Source organism: Thalassospira sp. B30-1 (assembly GCF_015767575.1).
GTDB lineage: Bacteria > Pseudomonadota > Alphaproteobacteria > Rhodospirillales > Thalassospiraceae > Thalassospira > Thalassospira xiamenensis.
The window spans coordinates 3,031,681-3,052,534 of the sequence record NZ_CP065232.1 but is presented as its reverse complement, the minus strand read 5'-3'; the positions used below and the strand labels follow the sequence as shown (position 1 = coordinate 3,052,534).

Sequence of the window (20,854 nt, the reverse complement as noted above, 5' to 3'; positions counted from 1 at the left end):
ATGATCCTTTACGGTACCAACCCGATTGCCTGGTCCAATGACGATGATCAGACGCTGGGTGCTGAAATCAGCCTTGAAACCTGTTTGTCCGAAGCAGGCGAAATCGGTTTTGACGGGATTGAAAAAGGCCACAAGATGCCGACCGAACCGGCGGCACTCAAGGCCAAGCTTGACCCCAACGGGCTTAAATTCGTGTCGGGCTGGCATTCGCTTAACCTTCTGACCCATTCGGTCGAGGACGAGAAAAAGGCGATCCAGCCGCATCTGGATTTGCTGAAAGCGATGGGATGCAAGGTGTGCATCGTGTGTGAAACCAGCAATGCGATCCACGGCAATGACAATGCCGCCTTGTCCGAAAGCCCCGTTTTGCCAGCGGACAAATGGGCGAAATTTGGCGCGGATGTTGAGGCGATTGCCGCCTATTGCGCCGATCAGGGTGTGACATTGGTGTATCATCACCATATGGGCACAATTGTTGAAACGGCTGATGAAATTCATGCCTTCATGGCCCATACCGGCCCGAAAACGCATTTGTTGCTGGATACAGGCCACGCATGGTTTGGCGGGGCAAATCCCGAAGAACTGGCCAGCCGTTATATGGATCGGGTGGCGCATATCCATTGCAAAAACGTGCGTCCGAAAATCGCCGAGCAGGTGCGCAATCAGCATCTGAGCTTCCTTGAAGGGGTGCGGCGCGGGGTGTTTACCGTGCCCGGCGACGAGGAAGGCATTGTTGATTTCGAACCGGTTCTGAAGATCGCGGCCGAGCATGATTATTCCGGCTGGCTGGTGATCGAGGCCGAACAGGACCCGGTCGTGCGCAATCCGTTCAAATATCAGTCGATGGGGCTTAAGGCGCTGCGTGCGATGGCGCAGAAAACCGGACTGGATAAGGGAGAAGCCTGATGGCCGATCTGCTGAGAAAACCGTCGGGGACCCGTGGAAAGGTCCATGACATTACCGCCCAAAGTGCCAATTGGGGCTATGTCGGGTTCGGTCTTTATCACCTGAAAGCCGGTGAAACGGCAGCCGAGCCGACGGGCGACCGCGAAGTGATTTTGGTCCTTGTCGAAGGCAAGGCCGAAATCACGGTGGGCGATCAGAATTTCGGGGAACTGGGCAAACGCATGAGCGTGTTTGAACGTATCCCGCCTGCCTGTGTCTATGCGCCCAACGATGCCAGCTGGAATGCCAAGGCCACAACCGATTGCGTTCTGGCGGTCTGTACCGCACCGGGCAAGGGAAATTATCCGGCCCGCGTGATCAGCGATATCGAGCTGGTCGAACGCGGCAAGGGGGCCAATACCCGATACATCCATCCGATTGCGATGGAGGAAAAGGATATTGCCGACAGTCTTCTCGTGACCGAGGTTTTCACCCCGTCCGGTAACTGGTCAAGCTATCCGCCGCACCGCCATGACGAGGATAATTATCCCGACATGACATACCTTGAGGAAACCTATTATCACCGGCTTAACCCCAAGCAGGGTTTCGGTTTCCAGCGGGTGTTTACCGAGGATGGGGAGCTTGACGAAACCATGGCGGTTTCGGACGGCGATGTGGTGCTGGTGCCCAAGGGGCATCACCCGTGCGGCAGTCCTTATGGCTATGAGATGTATTACCTGAATGTCATGGCCGGGCCGATGCGCAAATGGCGGTTCCAGAACCATCCCGATCATGACTGGATTTTCCAGCGCGACAGCAAATAACCCGTTTTCCGTATTCCCATCTTCGCAACATTTGTCCTTTCAGGATGTCAGACATGCTTAATATCGGACTTCTTGGTGCTGGCCGTATCGGCATCACCCACGCCAAAGCCGTTCAGGCCCTGCCAAATGCCAAAATCGCCAAGGTTTTCGACCCGGTCGATGCCGCGGCGGAAAACGCGATTGCCCTTACCGGGGCGACCCGTGCGACGGTCGAGGAAATCATGGCGGATGGCAATATTCACGCCGTTATCATTGCCACCCCAACCGACCTTCATGCCGATCAGATCGAACTGGCCGCGCGGGCGGGCAAGGCGATTTTCTGTGAAAAGCCGGTCGATCTGGATGCCGGGCGGGTGCGCGATTGCCTTAAGGTGGTCGAGGAAACCGGTGCGGTCCTGATGGTTGGTTTCAACCGCCGTTTTGACCCCAGTTTTGCCCGCCTTCGGGCCGAAATTGACGCGGGCGCGATTGGTGATGTTGAAATGGTGCAGATCACGTCGCGCGATCCATCCGCGCCGCCGGTCGATTATATCAAACGGTCGGGCGGGCTTTTCCGCGATATGATGATCCATGACCTTGATATGGCGCGCTTCCTTCTGGGCGAGGAGATTGTATCGGTCTATGCCACCGGTGCGGTTCTGACCGACCCGGCAATCAAGGCGACGGGTGATGTCGATAGTGCGGCGGCAACCCTTCGGACCAAAAGTGGTCGGATGGCGGTGATCACCAATTCGCGCCGTGCGACATATGGTTATGACCAGCGCATCGAAGTGCATGGCTCAAAAGGTCTGGTCGAGGCCGGAAACCATCGCACCACGTCGGTGACGGTGGCGAACGGGGCGGGCTATACCGCCGAACCGTTGATGGATTTCTTCATGTCGCGTTATGCCGATGCCTATCGCATCGAGCTGACGACATTCTGTGATGTGGTGGCGGGTAAAACCAGCAACTATCCCAGCGGTGCAGATGGCCTGAAAGCGTTGATTCTGGCCGATGCGGCGCTTGAATCGCTTGCGAGTGGCAAGGAAGTTCTGGTCGGGTAGGCGAAAAAAAACACCGGCCATGCTAAAAAGTTCTTGATTTGTTCTTTTTGGTCTGCTATAAGAACCAAGTCAACACCAGAATTGCGCCCGTCGGGAATTTCCCGGTGGGCGTTTTTGTTTTGGTGGTATGTGGTGTGCAGTGTGCGGCGGGCAGCCAGATTGGCGGTTCGTATTATGGCCACGAGCGGCGATTTTGGCCGTTTTGTTGGCGGTCAAGCGGGGGACAAACGGCAGTCAAAAGCAGTCAAAGGCGGCCAAGCGGGAGAGTTGTGCCCGGTTTGCGGGCTGTTTGAGCACCAGTTGAGCGTCATTTGGGGGGCTTTATGCCCGAGTTGCGCCCGGTTTGTGCCAAGTTTGTGCCGCTGCGCGGGTCGGGGTGATGGTGGAGAAGGGCCGGGGTCGGGCACCTTTCCGGGGCCGCGAAAGCCCCGGATTTCGGGTGTTCAGGCGGTCTTTTTAAGGTGCATCGGCCCGCCCTTGTGGCGGGGGAAGCCGTAGCCGTTGACCATCACGACATCGATGGCGTCCGGGCTGTGCGCGATGCCTTCGGCGAGGATTTTTTCGCCTTCTGCCTGCATGGCAGACAGGATGGTTTCGATGATTTCGGCATCGGAAAACGGGCGGCGCTTGATGCCCTTTTTCGCCGACTCAGCGATCACCAGTTCATCGACAACAGGATCAGGGAAAGCTTTGCCATGTTCATCATAGCGATACCATCCAAGGCCATTCTTGCGCCCGAAACGGCCCATTTCACAGAGGTAATCCCCAAGGGCGACATATCGTTCATTCGGATCGCGGGTGGGGGCCAGGCGTTTGCGCGTGGCCCATGAGATTTCAAGGCCGGCCATGTCCTGCATGGCAAACAGGCCCATCGGGAAGCCGAAATTGGTCATGGCGCGGTCAATGTCAGACGGGAGAGATCCGTCTTCGAGCATGTATTCGCAATGTTTGCGATAGGCCGACATGATCCGGTTGCCGATGAAGCCATCACACACCCCGCAAGGGACCGCGATCTTGCCCAGCCGTCTGGCGAAGGCAAGGGCCGTTGCCAGCGAGGCGGGGTTCGCCAAGCGGGTGCGGACGACTTCGAGCAATTTCATCACATGCGCCGGGGAGAAGAAATGCAGGCCGATCACCCGTTCGGGATGGGGGCAGGCGGTCGCAATCGCATCGATGTCGAGATAGGAGGTATTGGATGCCAGCACCGCATCGGGTTTGCAATGGGCGGAGAGTTTGGCAAACACGTCGTGCTTGATGGCCATGTCTTCGAACACGGCCTCGATCACCAGATCGCAATCGGCGAGGGCGGCGTAATCCGTGCTGCTGACGAGATCGCCCAGAAGCTGGTCATGGCGGGACTGGGTGATGATGCCGCGTTTGAGCGACCCGCCGAGATGATGGCGGACATTGGCGATGCCGCGTTCACAGGCGTCGTCATCGCGTTCGATCATCACCACGGCATAACCGGCCAGAAGGGCGGCGGTGGCGATACCGGCCCCCATGATGCCGCCGCCAATGACACCGATTTCGTGAAGGGGGCGGGGGGCGACGCCGGCCAGTTCGGGAAGCTTGGCAACGGATCGTTCGGCAAAGAAAATATGACGCAGTGCCTTTGACTGGTCACTGTCGCGAAGGCGAATGAAGTTTTCGCGTTCGATCCCAAGGGCGGTTCTGGCATCGCCGGTGACGGCGGCCCGGATGGTTTGGGCGGCAATCACCGGGGCATCCTGCCCACGGGCCTTTTTGCCGATCCCGGCAAGGATTGCATCCCAAGCATCGGCATCCGGGGCATTGAGCGGGGTGCGGTCGATCAGGGCGGCCGGGCAGGGATCGTTTTTGATCCGTTCGGCCAAGGCGATTGCCGCAACCAGCAAATCGCCATTTCCGATATCCGCAATTTCGTCGATCAGGCCGAAATCAAGGGCGGTGGTGGCTGTGACCGGCTTGCCGCCGGTGATCATGGCAATTGCGTTTTCAACCGCGATCAGGCGGGGCAATCGCACGGTCCCACCGGCACCGGGGATCAGGCCAAGATTGACTTCGGGCAGGCCGAGTTTGGCCGTCGCCGTGGCGATGCGGTAATGACAGCCGAGTGCGACCTCAAGCCCGCCGCCAAGCGCATTGCCGTGAAGGGCGGCAATCAGTGGCTTGGTCGATTGTTCGAGTTTCAGGATCAGATCGGGCAGGATCGGGTCCAGCGGCGGTTTGCCAAATTCGGTGACATCGGCACCGGCGATAAAGGTGGACCCTGCACAGATCAGGATTGCGGCACGGATCGCGTCATCGCGGTTGACCTGATCGAGCGCATCCCAGATTCCCAGACGGACGGCATGGCTGGTGGCGTTGATCGGCGGGTGATCAATCGTGATGATCGCGGTGTCGTTTTCGGTTGTGAGGCTGACGGGGGGCATTGTGGACAGTGTGGACATTATGCGTCCTCCGGCTCGATCGGATGCAGCAGGCAGGCGACCAGATCAGAGTCCGGATCGGCCAGATCGGCGATGACGTCGAAATGGTGTTTGCCGGGGGCCTCGACCGCGCGGGTCGATGCACCAAGCCCGGTCCAGATATTGGCAAGAAGGTCGCTCTGACGAACAAATTCCGGCCGTTCATCCGCGCCGACCCAGCAGGTGATGGAGCATGGCAGATGCGGACGGATGAGGGCGGCACTTTCGGCGATTGCTTCGGCTTCGTCGAGTTTCAGCACATCATTCATCGCGGTTTTCAGAAGCGGGCGCAGATCGTGCAGGCCGCTGATCGATACCGTGTTTTTGATGCGTGCCTGTGTGGCCGCTGACAGGGGCGAGGAGACGCAGTTCATCCGGCTGACCAGATGACCACCCGCCGAATGGCCGGTCAGGTGAATGGGGCCAGAAATGCGGTTGGCAACATGATCAATCGCCGCCCCGATCTGGCGGGTGATTTCCGACAGGCGGGCATCGGGGGCCAAGGTGTAGCTTGGCAGGCAGACCGCCCAGCCGCGCGCAACAGCCCCGCGTGCCAGATGCGACCATGTCGATTTATCAAATGCCTTCCAATAGCCGCCATGCACGAAAACGACCGCGCCCTTTGGGCTGCCTTCGGGCAGGAACAGGTCGTATTTTTCACGCTCGGCATTGCCATAGGCCACATCCAGTTCCGCCCGGCCTGAGGCCACCATTTCATCGCGGAAGGCTGCTGCCAGTTTGGCCCACATGCCGGGAAATTCTGCCGCACCCGTGATGTAATCGCCATTGGCGTATGCGTCGTCCCAGTTGGTGATCATTGTTTTTATCATCCCTTTTTTAGAGCGGGTTTCGGTTTCAGCCCGCAATAGGCTTCGTCAGGTCCTTCAGTATCGAATCACGTCATCAATCGTTCCAGCCCGTCCCAAGAGCTACGAAAAGGCTCTCTGGTTCTGGGATCAAGGAGCCCGACTTCTTCGATCAGAAAGTTCATGCGCCCAAAGTTACATGGTGCGCACGTAATCACCAGATTATCGAGGTCATTGTTGCCGCCCCTTGCGTGGGGGATCACGTGATCATACTGAAGCCACATCGCTTGAAATGCGGCGTGTTGTTCGGTGTTTTTCCGGCCCCATTTTAAAGAGTCTGGGTAGAGAATTGCCAATTTCGCACGGACTTCTTTGCGAATGACGGGAATGCCGCAAAAACGGCAATGAAAAGCATCCCGTTCATGGAGATGCTTTTTTTCCAGCGCATTTGGCATCCGGGCTGCGAACCGTTGCCCTTTGGTCAGAACAGGTGCTGCGCCAGAAATCCTGCCAGAGGAAACGTAGGGGCTGTTCTTGCCCCAGATTGATTCCGTCCAGTCCCGGATGATCGGCATATCTGATCGTTTGATCAGCGTGGCGGCCTGTTCATGTTCCCCCTTTAGATGCTCGGTTACCGCAGCATCCAAATACTGAGCCGCTATCGCAATTTCAGGAATTGGCTCGCGGAAACATGACCGCAGGTCGGACATCAGAGATACCTTGTTGTTGGCTTGCTTGAAGCAACTTGCATCGTCTTGTTTCGGGAATTCTAGGGGAAAATCCAGATATTTCAAACCCAAATATTTTATGCTTGAAATAAATGTCGGGCAGGCGTACCGTTTTTGAAGTTTCCCAAAACAACCGGGGCAAAGACCCCCATATCAAGAAGGGAAAATCAGGTGAGAATAGCTTGTTTGGGTGGCGGTCCTGCGGGGCTTTATTTTGCGATTTCGATGAAATTGCGTGATCCCGGTCATGAGGTCGTGGTGTTTGAGCGCAACAAGCCAGACGACACGTTCGGCTGGGGCGTTGTGTTGTCCGACGAGACGCTTAATAACCTTGCGGAAAACGATGCCAAAAGTGCCGAGGCGATCCGGGCGCATTTTTCATACTGGGATGATGTTGCGGTTCTGTATCGCGGTGAAAAAACCGTATCGACCGGACATGGTTTTTGCGGCATCGGGCGCAAGCAGCTTTTGATCCTGTTGCAGCAGCGGGCACGCGAATTGGGCGTTGATTTACGGTTTGAGACCGAGGCCGAAAGTGCCGCGCATTATGCTAGGGAATTTGACCTTGTCGTCGCATCCGACGGGCTTAATTCCAAAACCCGCACCGAGTTTGCCGATAAATTCCAGCCCGATATCGATACGCGGAAATGCAAGTTTGTCTGGCTGGGCACACATCAGAAATTCGATGATGCCTTTACGTTCATTTTCGAGGAAACCGAGAAGGGCTGGGTCTGGGCGCACGCCTATCAGTTTGATGACAAGACCGCGACCTTCATCGTCGAATGTTCGCAGGCAACCTGGGAAGCCTATGGTTTTGGCGACATGACCAAGGAAGAGTCGATTGCCACCTGCGAGGAAATCTTCAAGGACCATCTGGGCGGTCATGCGCTTATCAGCAATGCTAATCATGTGCGCGGGTCGGCGTGGTTGAGCTTCCCGCGCGTGCTTTGCAAAACATGGTCGCATGAGAATATCGTTCTTATGGGCGATGCGGCGGCGACGGCGCATTTTTCCATCGGATCGGGCACCAAGCTTGCGCTTGAAAGTGCCATCGGGCTTGCCAATTACCTGCATTCCGAGGCCGATTTGCCGTCCGCCTTTGCCAAATATGAAGACGAACGCCGGTTGGAGGTTTTGCGCCTGCAATCAGCGGCACGCAATTCGATGGAATGGTTCGAGGAGATCGAACGGTATTTCCATTTCGATCCGGTGCAGTTCACCTATTCGCTTCTGACCCGGTCGCAGCGCATCAGCCATGAGAACCTTCGGATGCGTGATGCCAAGTGGCTGAAAGATGCCGAGGGATGGTTCCAGCGGCAGGCGGGGATACCGGCGAATGACGAAGTCCGTCACCCGATGTTCGTGCCGTTTACATTGCGTGACATGAAACTGAAAAACCGCATCGTGGTGTCGCCGATGGCGCAGTACAAGGCGGTGGATGGCTGCCCGACCGACTGGCATCTGGTGCATTATGCCGAGCGGGCCAAGGGTGGCGCGGGGCTGGTTTATACCGAAATGACCTGTGTTTCCGATACCGGCCGCATCACGCCGGGCTGCCCCGGTTTTTACGCGCCATCGCACGAGGCAGCGTGGAAACGGATTACCGATTTCGTGCATTCCGAAACGGATGCCAAAATCTGTGCGCAGATCGGCCATTCCGGGCGCAAGGGTTCAACGCAGCTTGGCTGGGAAGAAATGGATGCGCCGCTGAAATCGGGTAACTGGCCGTTATTGTCGGCATCCGACATTGCATGGTCGGATCGCAACCAGACGCCAAAACCGATGACGCGCGATGATATGGATAGGGTGCGCGATCAGTTCGTCGCGGCCGCCGAAATGGCGGATCGGGCGGGCTTTGACATGATCGAGGTCCATGCGGCCCACGGATACCTTCTGTCATCCTTTATCAGCCCGGTTAGCAATACGCGCGATGATGAATATGGCGGGTCGCTTGAAAACCGGATGCGGTATCCGTTGGAAGTGATTGACGCGGTGCGTGCCGCATGGCCGGCGCACAAGCCGTTATCGGTGCGTATTTCGGCCAATGACTGGGTCGGGGATGACGGTGTCACGCCCGAAGAAGCGGTCGAGATCGCCCGGATGTTGCAGGCCCATGATGTTGATATCTGTGACGTGTCGGCAGGCCAGACGACCAAGGCCGCCCGTCCCGTCTATGGCCGCATGTTCCAGACGCCATTTTCCGACCGGATCCGCAACGAAGCGCATATGGCAACCATGGCGGTTGGCAATATTTACGAACCCGATCACGTCAATTCGATCCTGATGGCGGGACGGGCGGACCTTGTGTGCCTTGCGCGGCCGCATCTGGCCGATCCGTACTGGACGCTGCATGCGGCGGCAACGCTTGGCAACCGGACGGAAAACTGGCCGGAACCGTACCATGCCGGGCGTGATCAGATGTGGCGTCTGGCGGAACGGTCCGACGTCATGACCGGGAAGGTGTAACCCCATGGGAAACCTTGCCATCAGCACAGCATTGATTACCGGCGGCGGGACGGGTGTGGGGGCCGTGATGGCCCGTATGCTGGCCGATGCCGGGGTCAAGGTCGCGGTATCAGGCCGCCGTGCCGACATGCTGGCCGAGGTGGCAAGACATCCGGGTATCACCGCCATTCCCGCCGATGTGACGGACGAGGCATCGGTGCGCGCGATGTTTGGCACATTTTGCGATGTGACCGGTGCGCCCGATCTGGTGATTGCCAATGCGGGCATGGCCGAAAGCGCGCCATTTGGCAAAACATCCACCGATCTTTGGAAGCGCACGATGGATGTGAACCTTACGGGGACGTTTTTGACGTTCCGCGAAGGGTTGAACGTGATGGACCGCGCCAAGCCCGGTCGGTTGATTTCGATTGCATCGACGGCGGGGCTTAAGGGTTATGCCTATGTCACCGCCTATTGCGCGGCAAAGCATGCGGTTATCGGGCTAGTCAAAAGCCTTGCGACCGAGCTTGCAGCAACGCCGATCACGGTCAATGCGGTTTGCCCCGGTTTCATGGAAACGCCGATGCTTGAACAATCGGTTGCCAATATCGTTGCGAAAACCGGCATGAGTGCGGAAGACGCGCGCGCAAGCCTTGCGAAGATCAATCCGCAGAACCGGTTCATCGCGCCCGAAGAAGTTGCCGAGACCGTGATGTGGCTGGCAAGCAGCCAGGCCGCATCTATCACCGGACAGGCGATTTCGGTATCGGGAGGAGAGATATGAATATGGATAAGACAGTCCGCGACCCCGATCTGCCGCACAACGAGACATCGGATATTTCGCCCGATATCTCAAAGGCGCGCCTTAGGGCGTGGCTGCAAATCCTGAAAGTGTCGCGCAAGATCGAGGGCGAGCTTCGCGAGAAGATGCGCCTTGAATTCGGGTCCACTTTGCCGCGCTTTGACGTGATGGCAGCGCTTTACCGATCCCGCGACGGGATGCGCATGAGCGAGCTTTCAAGTGCGTTGATGGTATCAAACGGAAATGTCACCGGGATTGTTGACCGGCTTGTGACCGAGGGGATGCTGGTGCGCGTGCCGGTCGAAAATGATCGCCGGGCATCCATCGTGCGCCTGACGGAAGCGGGCGAAAAGGATTTTGCCGAGCGGGCCCTTGTGCATGAAGGCTGGGTGTCCGAGCTGTTTTCCGATCTGTCGGCCCATGATGCCGATGCCCTGATCCGTATTCTTCGGACTGTTTATCATCATAACGAGGCGCACCATGACTAAGATGGCAAACATCACGCCAAAGCATTTCAACTGGCGCATGGAAGGCGATGTTGCGGTCATTTCGCTGGATCGGCCGGAACGCAAAAACCCGCTGACGTTCGAGAGTTATGCCGAGCTTCGCGATACGTTCCGCGATCTGGTTTATGCCGATGATATCAAGGCGGTGGTCTTTGGATCGAACGGCGGCAATTTCTGTTCGGGCGGGGATGTGCACGACATTATCGGCCCGCTGATCGACAAGGACATGAAGGGGCTTTTGGAATTTACCCGCATGACCGGTGATCTGGTCAAGGCGATCATTGGCTGTGGCAAGCCGGTGATTGCAGCCGTCGATGGCATTTGCGTTGGTGCCGGGGCGATCATTGCGATGGCATCCGATTTGCGCATTGCGACCCCGGCATCCAAAACCGCATTCCTGTTTACCCGTGTCGGGCTTGCGGGGTGTGACATGGGGGCATGTGCGATCCTGCCGCGCATCATCGGGCAGGGCCGTGCAGCCGAACTTCTTTATACCGGGCGATCCATGAGTGCCGATGAGGGCGAGCGTTGGGGGTTTTATAACCGGCTGGTCGAGGGCGATGTTCTGGAGGCCGAGGCGATTGCGTTGGCAACCCGGATTTCCGAAGGCCCGAATTTCGGCCACATGATGACGAAAACCATGCTGGCGCAGGAATGGAATATGGGGATCGAACAGGCGATTGAAGCCGAAGCACAGGCGCAGGCGATCTGCATGCAGACCGAGGATTTCAACCGCGCCTATAAGGCATTTGTCGCCAAGGAAAAACCGGTGTTCGAGGGGAACTGATGGCTGATACGTCCTATCTTGACTGGCCGTTTTTCGAAGACCGGCACCGCGACCTTGCCGCACGGCTTGATGCGTGGGCGGGGGCCAATCTTGACGGTATCGATCATCATGATGTGGATGGGGCGTGCCGCGATCTGGTGGCGCGGCTTAATGATGGCGGGTGGCTGAAACATGCCGCGATTGACCCGGATATTGACGGGGCGAAGCTTGACGTCCGGTCGCTTTGCCTGATCCGCGAGACGCTGGCGCGTTATGACGGGCTGGCCGATTTTGCCTTTGCCATGCAGGGGCTTGGCAGCGGGGCGATTTCGCTGTTTGGCACCAGAGCGCAGCGGGCGGGTATTCTGCCCAAGGTCCGTTCCGGCAAGGCGATTGCGGCCTTTGCCCTGACCGAACCGCAATCGGGATCGGATGTTGCCAATATCGCGCTGGATGCGCGATCCGATGGCGGCCATTTCGTGCTGAATGGCGAGAAAACCTGGATTTCCAATGGCGGGATTGCCGATTTTTATTGCGTGTTTGCGCGCACTGGCGAGGCACCGGGGGCCAAGGGGCTATCGGCGTTTCTGGTGCCCGCCGACACAGCGGGGCTTTCGATTGCCGAACGGCTGGAAACCATTGCGCCGCATCCATTGGCGCGGTTGAAATTTGATGATTGCCGCATTCCGGCAAGCAGCCTGATTGGCCTTCCCGGCGAAGGGTTCAAGATCGCGATGTCGGTTCTGGACGTGTTCCGGTCGACCGTTGCCGCGGCTGCATTGGGCTTTGCCCGTCGTGCGTTGGATGAAACCATCAGTCGCGTTCAGTCCCGCGAACTGTTTGGTGCGCCGCTTTTTGATTTGCAGATGGTGCAGGGGCATGTGGCCGACATGGCGCTTGATGTCGATGCCAGTGCGCTTCTGGTTTATCGCGCCGCGTGGCTGAAAGACAGCGGGGCATCGCGGGTGTCGCGCGAGGCCGCGATGGCAAAACTTTATTCAACCGATCATGCCCAAACCGTCATCGACAAGGCGGTACAAATACATGGCGGCGATGGTGTGCGTTCTGGTCACATCGTTGAAACGCTGTATAGGGAAATTCGCGCCCTTCGGATTTATGAAGGTGCGTCAGACGTCCAAAAAATAATCATTGCACGGCAAACGCTGGCACAAAAATAGCTGTATCAGGGGCTTAACCATGTCGCACGTTCTGGGTCCGACCGCACATAGCGATACGTTCGCAAGGGACAATCTGCCACCGGTCGAAAGTTGGCCGGTCTTTAACCTCGAAAAGTTTCAGTATCCCGAATATCTCAATGCCGGGGTCGAGTTGACCGACCGGATGGTCGAACAGGGATTTGGTGACAATACCGCCCTGATCGGCAATGGCCGCCAGCGGACATACAAGGAATTATCCGACTGGACCAACCGCATTGCCCATGCGCTGGCCGAGGATTATGGCGTCAAGCCCGGCAACCGGATTTTGATCCGGTCGGCCAATAATCCGGCGATGGTGGCCTGCTGGCTGGCCGCAACCAAGGCCGGGGCGGTTGTGGTCAATACCATGCCGATGCTGCGTGCAGGGGAACTGGCCCAGATCGTTGACAAGGCCGAGATCGAATTTGCCCTTTGCGATACGCGGCTGATGGATGAGCTGGTGGCGTGTGCCAAGGACAGCAGGTTCCTTAAAAAGGTGATCGGCTTTGACGGTACGGCCAATCATGACGCGGAACTGGATCGCATTGCGCTTACCAAATCGGTGAAATATGAGGCGGTCAAGACCGGACGCGATGATGTGGCGTTGCTGGGTTTCACATCCGGCACCACGGGGGAGCCCAAGGCCACCATGCATTTCCATCGTGATCTTCTGATCATTGCCGATGGCTATGCCAGGGAAGTGCTTAACGTGACGCCTGATGATGTTTTTGTCGGGTCGCCGCCCTTGGCCTTTACATTCGGGCTTGGCGGGTTGGCGGTTTTTCCACTTCGGTTCGGGGCGACCGCGACGTTGCTTGAAAAGGCATCGCCGCCCAACATGATTGAAATCATCGAGACCTATAAGGCAACCGTGTGCTTTACCGCACCGACGGCCTATCGGGCGATGCTGGCGGCGATGGATGACGGGGCGGATTTATCATCCCTTCGTGCCGCCGTTTCGGCGGGGGAAACATTGCCAGCCCCGGTTTACAAGGCATGGATGGAAAAGACCGGCAAGCCGATGCTGGACGGGATTGGCGCGACCGAGATGCTGCATATCTTTATTTCCAACCGGTTTGGCGACAGTCATCCGGCCTGCACCGGACGGCCGGTGGGCGGATATGAAGCCCGGATCGTTGATGATGAAATGAACGAACTTCCCATCGGCACGATTGGCAAGCTTGCGGTGCGCGGGCCGACCGGGTGCCGGTATCTGGCCGATGATCGGCAGCATGGCTATGTGCGCGATGGCTGGAACCTGACGGGGGATGCGTTTTTTGTCGATAGCGAGGGCTATTTCCATTTTGCCGCGCGTAACGACGATATGATCGTTTCGTCGGGCTATAACATTGCCGGGCCGGAGGTCGAGGCGGCGTTGCTGTCGCACCCGGATGTGGCGGAATGTGCGGTGGTGGCGGCTGCTGACGAGGAACGCGGTTATATCGTGCAGGCGCATGTGGTATTGACCCCGAATGCCAATCCGTCACCCGAAATGGCGAAGCTTTTGCAGGATCATGTCAAGGCGACGATTGCACCTTATAAATATCCGCGTTCGATATTGTTTATCGAGGCACTACCCAAAACCGCGACTGGAAAAATCCAGCGATTCCGATTGAAACAGGAAATGTCTGCATGATTGACTTTGCCGCCACCAAAGCCTTGTTCCATATCCCTGACGGGGTGATTTACCTTGACGGGAATTCATTGGGTGCGATGCCGAAAACCGCAGCCGCGCGCGCCAAATCCATGATCAGTGATGAATGGGGCGAGATGCTTATCCGCGGCTGGAACGATGCCCGGTGGATGGAGCAGCCCAAGCGCGTTGGCGATCTGGTCGCGCGTCTGATCGGGGCGGCACCGGGTACGGTGGTGATGGGCGATACTTTGTCGATCAAGGTTTATCAGGCGCTTGCCAGTGCGCTTGAAATGAAGCCGGATCGCAAGGTGGTGGTTTCCGACAATGGCAATTTCCCGACCGACCTTTATATCGCCGACGGGTTGATCAAAAGCCTTGATAAGGGCCATGTTCTTAAGACGCCAAACCCGGAAGATGTCGAAAGCCTGATCAACGAGGACTTGGCGGTTTTGATGCTGACCCATGTCGATTATCGCACCGGGCGGATGTATGACATGAAACGGATCACGAAGATGGCCCATGATGCGGGCGCAATCGTGATCTGGGATCTGGCGCATTCGGCGGGGGCAGTTCCGGTTGATCTTGCGGGATGTGAAGCCGATTTTGCGGTGGGGTGCACCTATAAATACCTTAACGGTGGCCCCGGTGCGCCGGCATTTATTTATGTCCGGCCCGATCATGCGAAGACCGTGCGCCCGGCATTGTCGGGATGGCTTGGTCATGCGGCCCCGTTTGCCTTTGACCTTGAATACAGCCCGGCCCCGGATGTTTCGCGGATGCGGGTCGGCACCCCGCCGGTCATTCAGATGACGGTTCTGGAAGAGGCGATGAAGGCGTGGGATGGGATCGAGATGGCCGATATCCGCAAACGCAGCATTGAGCTTTGCGAGCAGTTCATCGCCGGGGTCGAGGCAAGCTGCCCGATGCTGGAACTGGCAAGCCCGCGGGATGCCAACAAGCGGGGATCGCAGATATCGTTCAGGTTTGAAAATGGCTATGCGGTGATGCAGGCCTTGATCGCGCGCGGCGTGATTGGCGATTTCAGGGCACCCGATATCATCCGGTTCGGCTTTACCCCGCTTTATATCGACAACAACGATGTTGATGGGGCGGTCAGAATTCTGGCCGAAATCATGGAAACGCGGGCCTGGGACAAGCCGGAATTCCACAAAAGGAATGCCGTGACATGAGCGATAAAGCCAAAAATACCGGCTGCCCGATGAACCAGCCCTATGACCCCAGCACCGAAGGGGCCAAAACCGATTTTTCCGATCAGATGTCGTATGGCGATTATCTGGCGCTGGATGCGGTTCTGACCGCCCAGCATCCCTTGACCGATGCGCAGGATGAATTGCTGTTTATCATTCAGCATCAGACATCCGAATTGTGGATGAAGCTTGCGATCCGGGAAATTACGGCGGCACGCGATGCCATCCGCGAAGGTCGCCTGCAACCGGCATTCAAGATGCTCGCACGGGTATCGCGCATATTCGAGCAATTGAACAATGCGTGGGACGTTTTGCGGACCATGACGCCCAGCGACTATACGACATTTCGCGATGCGCTGGGCCCGTCGTCGGGCTTCCAGTCATACCAGTATCGCCAGATCGAGTTTATGTTAGGCAATCGTAACCATGCGATGTTGCGCCCGCATGCGCACCGCGATGACATTACCGAGATGCTTAACGCCGAACTGGCAACGCCCAGCCTTTATGACGAGGCGCTGGCCCTTCTGGCGCGTGAAGGCATCGCGGTGCCCGATGCGGTGTTATCGCGCGATGTCAGTGCGCCATACGAAGCACATGACGATGTGATTGCGGCGTGGCATCGGGTTTACAACGCGCCTGAAAAGCATTGGCCGCTTTATGAGCTGGCCGAGAAGCTGGTGGATTTTGAGGATTATTTCCGGCGTTGGCGGTTCAACCATGTGACCACGGTGGAACGCGTCATTGGCTTCAAACGCGGGACCGGGGGGACCGGCGGGGTGAGTTACCTTAAAAAAATGCTGGAAGTTGAACTGTTTCCGGAACTCTGGCGGGTGCGAACCACGCTTTGAGGATGGACGGGCCTGATGGAACACTGCAAAATCAGGGGCAGGCATCAGGTTCACAAAACTGCGACGACAGACGATAGAAAAAGTCGCGGGATCAACGTGTTGCTGAGTAGATAAAAACATATAAACACGGAGGCTTTGATGAAGGGCACTAAGACGACAATCGCAGCTTTGGCTGCGCTTTTGATGGCAGGGGCGGCACAGGCCGAGCCGGTCAAGGTTGGCATGATCACGACCCTTTCGGGGGGCGGTGCGGGGCTTGGCATCGATGCGCGTGATGGTTTCATGCTCGCCGTCAAGCAGGCCAATAACCCGGACCTGACGGTTGTGATCGAAGACGATCAGCAGAAACCCGATATCGCGGTTCAGCTGGCCGATAAAATGATCCAGAGCGAGAAGGTCGATGTCCTGACCGGTATCATCTGGTCGAACCTGGCGATGGCGGTGGTGCCGTCGGCGGTGGCACAGGACAAGTTTTATCTTTCGGTCAATGCCGCACCGTCGCAATTGGCGGGCAAGGGCTGCAACCCGAATTATTTCAGCGTTTCGTATCAGAACGACAACCTGCATGAAGCCGCAGGCGGTTATGCGACCAGTGCCGGTTACGAGAAAACCTTTGTGATGGCGCCGAACTATCCGGCGGGTAAGGATTCCATCGCCGGTTTCAAGCGTTTCTATCTGGGTGATGTATCGGGCGAGGTTTACACCAAGCTTGGTCAGACCGACTATGCGGCCGAAATCGCACAGATCCGTGCATCGGGTGCGGATAGCGTGTTCTTCTTCCTGCCGGGCGGCATGGGCATTGCGTTCATGAAACAGTATGCCCAGTCGGGTGTGGATATTCCGTTGATCGGTCCTGCATTCTCGCTTGATCAGGGGATTCTTGGCGCGATTGGCGATGCGGCGATTGGCATCAAAAACACCGCCAACTGGTCCAAGGATATCGACAACGACACCAACAAGGCGTTTGTCGAAACCTTCCAGGCGGAATATGGCCGCCTGCCGTCGATCTATGCGTCATATGGCTTTGATACCGCCAACCTGCTGCTGTCGGCAATGGGCAAGGCAGACGTCAATGACAAGGACGCCTTCCGTGATGCATTGCGCGCTGCCGACTTCAATTCCGTCCGTGGCAAATTCATCTTTGGCCCGAACCAGCACCCGATCCAGGACATCTATGTCCGTGAAGTGGTGAAGGAAGGCGACGTTCTGACCAACAAGATCATTGGCACAGCCCTTATCGATCATGCCGATGCCTATGCATCGGAATGTGCGATGTAACGACGAAGTCTGTTTCATAGACTGGCAGGTTCGGCGGGCATTGGTGCCCGGTTTCCGGGGCTGATGCCCGCCATCTTGCGACGGAGTTTTCCTTTATGTTTTCTTTATTTCTGGAACAGCTTCTGAACGGCCTTCAGTCGGGGGTCATGCTGTTTCTGATGGCATCGGGTCTGACGCTTGTTTTTGGCGTTATGGGGCTGATCAATCTGGCGCACGGGTCGCTTTATATGGTGGGCGCGTTTGCGTGCGCGGTCGTTGCGGCGTGGACCGGTTCATTCTGGCTTGGCCTTGTCGCGAGTTTGATGGCGGCCGCCCTTGCAGGCGCGCTGGTCGAGATGCTGGTGATCCGCAGGCTTTATAAACGTGATCACCTTGATCAGGTGCTGGCGACATTTGCGCTTATTCTTATTTTTTCCGAAGGAACCCGGTGGATTTTCGGGTCTTTCCCGCTGTTTTTAAATGTCCCCGAAGCCCTTTCGGGCACGCTAACTATCCCTGGTGGATCGCAATATCCGATTTTCCGGCTGGCGATTATTGTGGCTGGTCTGATCGTGGCGGGCGGGCTGTTCCTGCTGATTGGCAAGACACGGCTTGGCACGCGCATCCGTGCCGGTGAAGCCGACCGTGAAATGATTGCCGCACTCGGGATCAATATCGACCGGCTTTACACGATTGTTTTTGCGCTGGGTGCTGCGTTGGCCGGGCTGGCGGGGGCGTTTGTCGGAACCACGCAATCGGTTCAGGTCGGCATGGGCGAGCCGGTTTTGATTTTGGCATTCGTTGTTATCGTGATTGGCGGGATCGGGTCGATCAAGGGCGCGCTTGTCGGGTCGTTACTGGTCGGCTTTACCGACACGATGGGGCGGTTTTTGCTGCCGCTTGGGTTCGAGGCGTTTTTTGATCCGGCAAGTGCGACGGCGATTGGGTCGGCCCTTGCATCGATGCTGATTTATATCGTTATGGCGCTGGTGCTTTTCCTGCGGCCAAGCGGTTTGTTCGGGACGGAAGCCTGATATGAGCATGAACCGCGAAACCATCCTTAATATCGTTCTGGCGGCGTTGCTGATTGCGGTGCCGGTGATCGCGCAGATCATGGGCGAACCGTTTATCATCACGCTTGCGACAAAGGTTGCGATCCTTGGCATGGCGGGGGTCGGGCTTAACATCGCGCTTGGCTTTGGCGGGCTTGTGTCATTTGGTCATGCGGCATTTTTCGGGATCGGGGGCTATGCCGCCGGGATCCTTGCCAGCCATGCGCTGAATTACGAGCCGATCATGACGGCACCCTTTGAAATCAACGGTACGACACAGATGATTGTCATCTGGATCGTGGCATTGATTGCATCGGCTTTGGTGGCGCTTTTGATCGGGGCGATCACGCTTCGGACCAGCGGGGTCTATTTCATCATGATCACGCTGGCCTTTGCGCAGATGATTTATTATTTCGCGATTTCCTGGCCTGCCTATGGTGGGGAAGACGGGCTTTCGATCTATGTGCGCAACAGCTTCCCGGGGCTCAACACGCTTGATCCGATCAGCTTCTTTGCGCTGTGTGCTGCGATGCTTGGTGTTGCGATTGCGTTTTCAGCCGTGCTGATCCGGTCGCGGTTTGGTTTGGCCCTGCATGGGGCGCGGCAAAACAGCCAGCGGATGATGGCGATTGGCATTGCGCCGTTTCGGGTGCGGCTGGTGGCGTTTGTGATTTCGGCGATGATTACCGCATGGGCCGGTGCGCTTTATGCCGATCTGAACCGGTTTGTCAGCCCGTCGATGCTGTCATGGCATATGTCGGGTGAAATCATGGTGTTTGTCATTCTTGGCGGGGTCGGGCGGCTGTTTGGTCCGGTCGCGGGGGCGGCACTTTACATCATTCTGGAACATCTTCTGGGCGGCATGTTTGAATACTGGCAATTGCCACTGGGTATTCTGTTGCTGGTGGTGGTGCTGTTTGCACGCGGTGGCCTGATCGGACTTCTGGCGGGGGAGCGCAAACATGCCTGAAGCCATTCTTTCACTATCCAATGTCACCAAGCAGTTCGGTGCGTTGCGCGCAAGTGACAATGTGTCGCTGGACCTTATGCCCGGTGAAATCCATGCCCTGATCGGGCCAAACGGGGCGGGGAAATCCACCCTGATCAAGCAGATTGCGGGCGAGATCAAATCCGATAGCGGTAACATCCGCTTTGGCGGGCGCGATATCAATGAACTGGATGCGGTGGAACGATCCCGCATGGGATTGGCGCGGACATTTCAGGTGTCGTCCCTGATGCCGGAATTCTCGGTGCTTCAGAACGTGGTTCTGGCGCAGCAATCGGTCAGCGGGAAAATCTTCCGGTTTTTCAAGCCGGTTCTGAGCGATGCGTCGTTGATCGAACCTGCGATGGCGCAATTGGAGCGGGTTGGCCTTGCCGACCGGGCCCAGATGCGGGCCGCCGACATATCGCACGGCGAACGCAGGCAGCTTGAAATGGCGGTTGCGCTGGCACTTAAGCCGCGTGCCTTTTTGCTCGACGAGCCGATGGCGGGCATGGGGCCGGAAGGATCGAAACGCCTGACCGGGTTCCTTGACGGGTTGCGGGCAGAAGCGCCGATCCTGCTGGTGGAGCACGATATGGACGCGGTTTTTGCGCTGGCCGACCGGATTTCGGTTCTGGTCTATGGCCGGGTGATTGCGACCGGCACGGTTGACGATATTCGTGGCAATGAAGACGTCAAGCGGGCGTATCTGGGGGAGGAAGCCTGATCATGAGCGCACTTCTGGAAGTATCAGGCATCACCGCATTTTATGGTGCGTCGCAGGCGCTGTTTGGCGTCGATCTGATCGTGAATGAGGGTGAGGCGGTTGCGCTTATGGGGCGCAACGGCATGGGCAAGACCACGACGATCAAGACCATCTGCCGGATGATGAGCCACCGGGATGGGGAGGTCCGCTTTGCTGATACCGACCTTGCGAAACTGCCATCGCACAAGGCCGCACGGCTTGGCATCGGGCTTGTCCCCGAAGGGCGGCGGTGCTTTGCCCGGTTAAGCGTGATGGAAAACCTGATGGCGGCAGCACGCGCCGGTGAATGGGATTTTGACCGGGTGGCGGACCTTTTCCCACGGCTTGCCGAACGGCGCGATCAGAAGGCGATGACGCTTTCGGGGGGGGAGCAGCAGATGCTGGCCATCGGGCGGGCATTGATGACCAACCCACGGCTTTTGATCCTTGACGAAGCAACAGAAGGCCTGGCACCGGTGGTGCGCCAAGAGATTTGGGCTGCGATCAACCGGTTGAAGCAATCGGGTCTTTCGATCCTTGTCGTCGATAAGTCGCTTAAAGAATTATCCGGCGTTGCGGACCGTTATGTGGTGGTCGAAAAGGGCGTTACCGCATGGACCGGGGCGGTTGGCGATTTGACCGACGACCTTGCCGACCGGTATCTGGGGGTGTGAG

19 protein-coding genes are annotated in these 20,854 nt (G+C 57.4%); 16 read left to right on the top strand and 3 right to left on the bottom strand.

The window, feature by feature from the left end; all coding sequences use genetic code 11:
• The 3 genes from iolE to iolG are packed head-to-tail and all read left to right on the top strand — an operon-like array spanning window position 1 to window position 2,752.
• Window positions 1-906, top strand: a complete 906-nt coding sequence (gene iolE / locus IT971_RS14475; RefSeq protein WP_063095542.1) for a myo-inosose-2 dehydratase — start codon at window positions 1-3, stop codon at window positions 904-906.
• The gene (gene iolB / locus IT971_RS14470; RefSeq protein WP_063095544.1) at window positions 906-1,709 is read left to right on the top strand and encodes a 5-deoxy-glucuronate isomerase; all 804 of its coding nucleotides are present in this window, start codon (window positions 906-908) and stop codon (window positions 1,707-1,709) included. Before iolE ends, iolB begins: the two co-directional genes overlap by 1 nt.
• A gap of 53 nt (window positions 1,710-1,762) precedes the next feature.
• Window positions 1,763-2,752, top strand: a complete 990-nt coding sequence (iolG, locus tag IT971_RS14465) for an inositol 2-dehydrogenase (protein WP_063095545.1) — start codon at window positions 1,763-1,765, stop codon at window positions 2,750-2,752.
• Window positions 2,753-3,195: 443 nt separating this feature from the next.
• On the opposite strand, the gene IT971_RS14460 is transcribed toward iolG, so the two are convergent.
• From IT971_RS14460 to IT971_RS14450, 3 genes are all read right to left on the bottom strand, one after another.
• Complete coding sequence (locus IT971_RS14460) at window positions 3,196-5,181, bottom strand: 3-hydroxyacyl-CoA dehydrogenase NAD-binding domain-containing protein (protein ID WP_083195740.1); 1,986 nt, start codon at window positions 5,179-5,181, stop codon at window positions 3,196-3,198.
• Window positions 5,181-6,017, bottom strand: coding sequence for an alpha/beta hydrolase (locus IT971_RS14455; protein ID WP_082822683.1), 837 nt, complete (start codon window positions 6,015-6,017; stop codon window positions 5,181-5,183). Before IT971_RS14455 ends, IT971_RS14460 begins: the two co-directional genes overlap by 1 nt.
• Before the next feature lie 77 nt (window positions 6,018-6,094).
• Window positions 6,095-6,799: an HNH endonuclease gene (locus IT971_RS14450; protein ID WP_196871069.1), complete on the bottom strand. Its 705-nt coding sequence runs from the start codon at window positions 6,797-6,799 to the stop codon at window positions 6,095-6,097.
• A gap of 105 nt (window positions 6,800-6,904) precedes the next feature.
• Here IT971_RS14450 and IT971_RS14445 point away from each other — a divergent pair, with 105 nt between their 5' ends.
• The 13 genes from IT971_RS14445 to IT971_RS14385 all read left to right on the top strand — a co-directional run bounded on the left by IT971_RS14445 (window position 6,905) and on the right by IT971_RS14385 (window position 20,853).
• The gene (locus tag IT971_RS14445) at window positions 6,905-9,199 is read left to right on the top strand and encodes a bifunctional salicylyl-CoA 5-hydroxylase/oxidoreductase (RefSeq protein ID WP_063095202.1); all 2,295 of its coding nucleotides are present in this window, start codon (window positions 6,905-6,907) and stop codon (window positions 9,197-9,199) included.
• 4 nt (window positions 9,200-9,203) lie between these two features.
• Window positions 9,204-9,962, top strand: a complete 759-nt coding sequence (locus IT971_RS14440) for an SDR family NAD(P)-dependent oxidoreductase (RefSeq protein ID WP_063095200.1) — start codon at window positions 9,204-9,206, stop codon at window positions 9,960-9,962.
• Window positions 9,963-9,964: 2 nt separating this feature from the next.
• On the top strand, window positions 9,965-10,468 hold the full coding sequence (locus IT971_RS14435; protein WP_223305174.1) for a MarR family winged helix-turn-helix transcriptional regulator: 504 nt from the start codon (window positions 9,965-9,967) through the stop codon (window positions 10,466-10,468).
• Entirely contained in the window at window positions 10,461-11,273 is an 813-nt protein-coding gene (locus tag IT971_RS14430; protein WP_074624819.1) for an enoyl-CoA hydratase family protein, read from the top strand. The genes IT971_RS14435 and IT971_RS14430 overlap by 8 nt, the downstream gene beginning before the upstream one ends.
• Window positions 11,273-12,430 (top strand): acyl-CoA dehydrogenase family protein, encoded by a 1,158-nt coding sequence (locus tag IT971_RS14425; protein WP_063095197.1) that lies wholly within the window; start codon window positions 11,273-11,275, stop codon window positions 12,428-12,430. Before IT971_RS14430 ends, IT971_RS14425 begins: the two co-directional genes overlap by 1 nt.
• 19 nt (window positions 12,431-12,449) lie before the next feature.
• Window positions 12,450-14,084, top strand: a complete 1,635-nt coding sequence (locus IT971_RS14420; protein ID WP_063095195.1) for an AMP-binding protein — start codon at window positions 12,450-12,452, stop codon at window positions 14,082-14,084.
• Window positions 14,081-15,274: a kynureninase gene (gene kynU / locus IT971_RS14415; RefSeq protein ID WP_063095193.1), complete on the top strand. Its 1,194-nt coding sequence runs from the start codon at window positions 14,081-14,083 to the stop codon at window positions 15,272-15,274. Before IT971_RS14420 ends, kynU begins: the two co-directional genes overlap by 4 nt.
• The gene (gene kynA, locus IT971_RS14410; protein WP_196871068.1) at window positions 15,271-16,140 is read left to right on the top strand and encodes a tryptophan 2,3-dioxygenase; all 870 of its coding nucleotides are present in this window, start codon (window positions 15,271-15,273) and stop codon (window positions 16,138-16,140) included. Before kynU ends, kynA begins: the two co-directional genes overlap by 4 nt.
• Before the next feature lie 138 nt (window positions 16,141-16,278).
• The gene (locus IT971_RS14405; RefSeq protein ID WP_063095191.1) at window positions 16,279-17,418 is read left to right on the top strand and encodes an ABC transporter substrate-binding protein; all 1,140 of its coding nucleotides are present in this window, start codon (window positions 16,279-16,281) and stop codon (window positions 17,416-17,418) included.
• A gap of 95 nt (window positions 17,419-17,513) precedes the next feature.
• Window positions 17,514-18,431, top strand: a complete 918-nt coding sequence (locus IT971_RS14400) for a branched-chain amino acid ABC transporter permease (RefSeq protein WP_063095189.1) — start codon at window positions 17,514-17,516, stop codon at window positions 18,429-18,431.
• Window position 18,432: 1 nt separating this feature from the next.
• Window positions 18,433-19,419, top strand: coding sequence for a branched-chain amino acid ABC transporter permease (locus IT971_RS14395; protein WP_007090655.1), 987 nt, complete (start codon window positions 18,433-18,435; stop codon window positions 19,417-19,419).
• Window positions 19,412-20,161 carry an ABC transporter ATP-binding protein gene (locus IT971_RS14390; RefSeq protein WP_063114492.1) on the top strand — a complete coding sequence of 250 codons (750 nt, stop codon included), beginning with the start codon at window positions 19,412-19,414 and terminating at the stop codon, window positions 20,159-20,161. Before IT971_RS14395 ends, IT971_RS14390 begins: the two co-directional genes overlap by 8 nt.
• Before the next feature lie 2 nt (window positions 20,162-20,163).
• Entirely contained in the window at window positions 20,164-20,853 is a 690-nt protein-coding gene (locus IT971_RS14385; protein WP_063094840.1) for an ABC transporter ATP-binding protein, read from the top strand.
• Window position 20,854 lies beyond the last annotated feature (1 nt).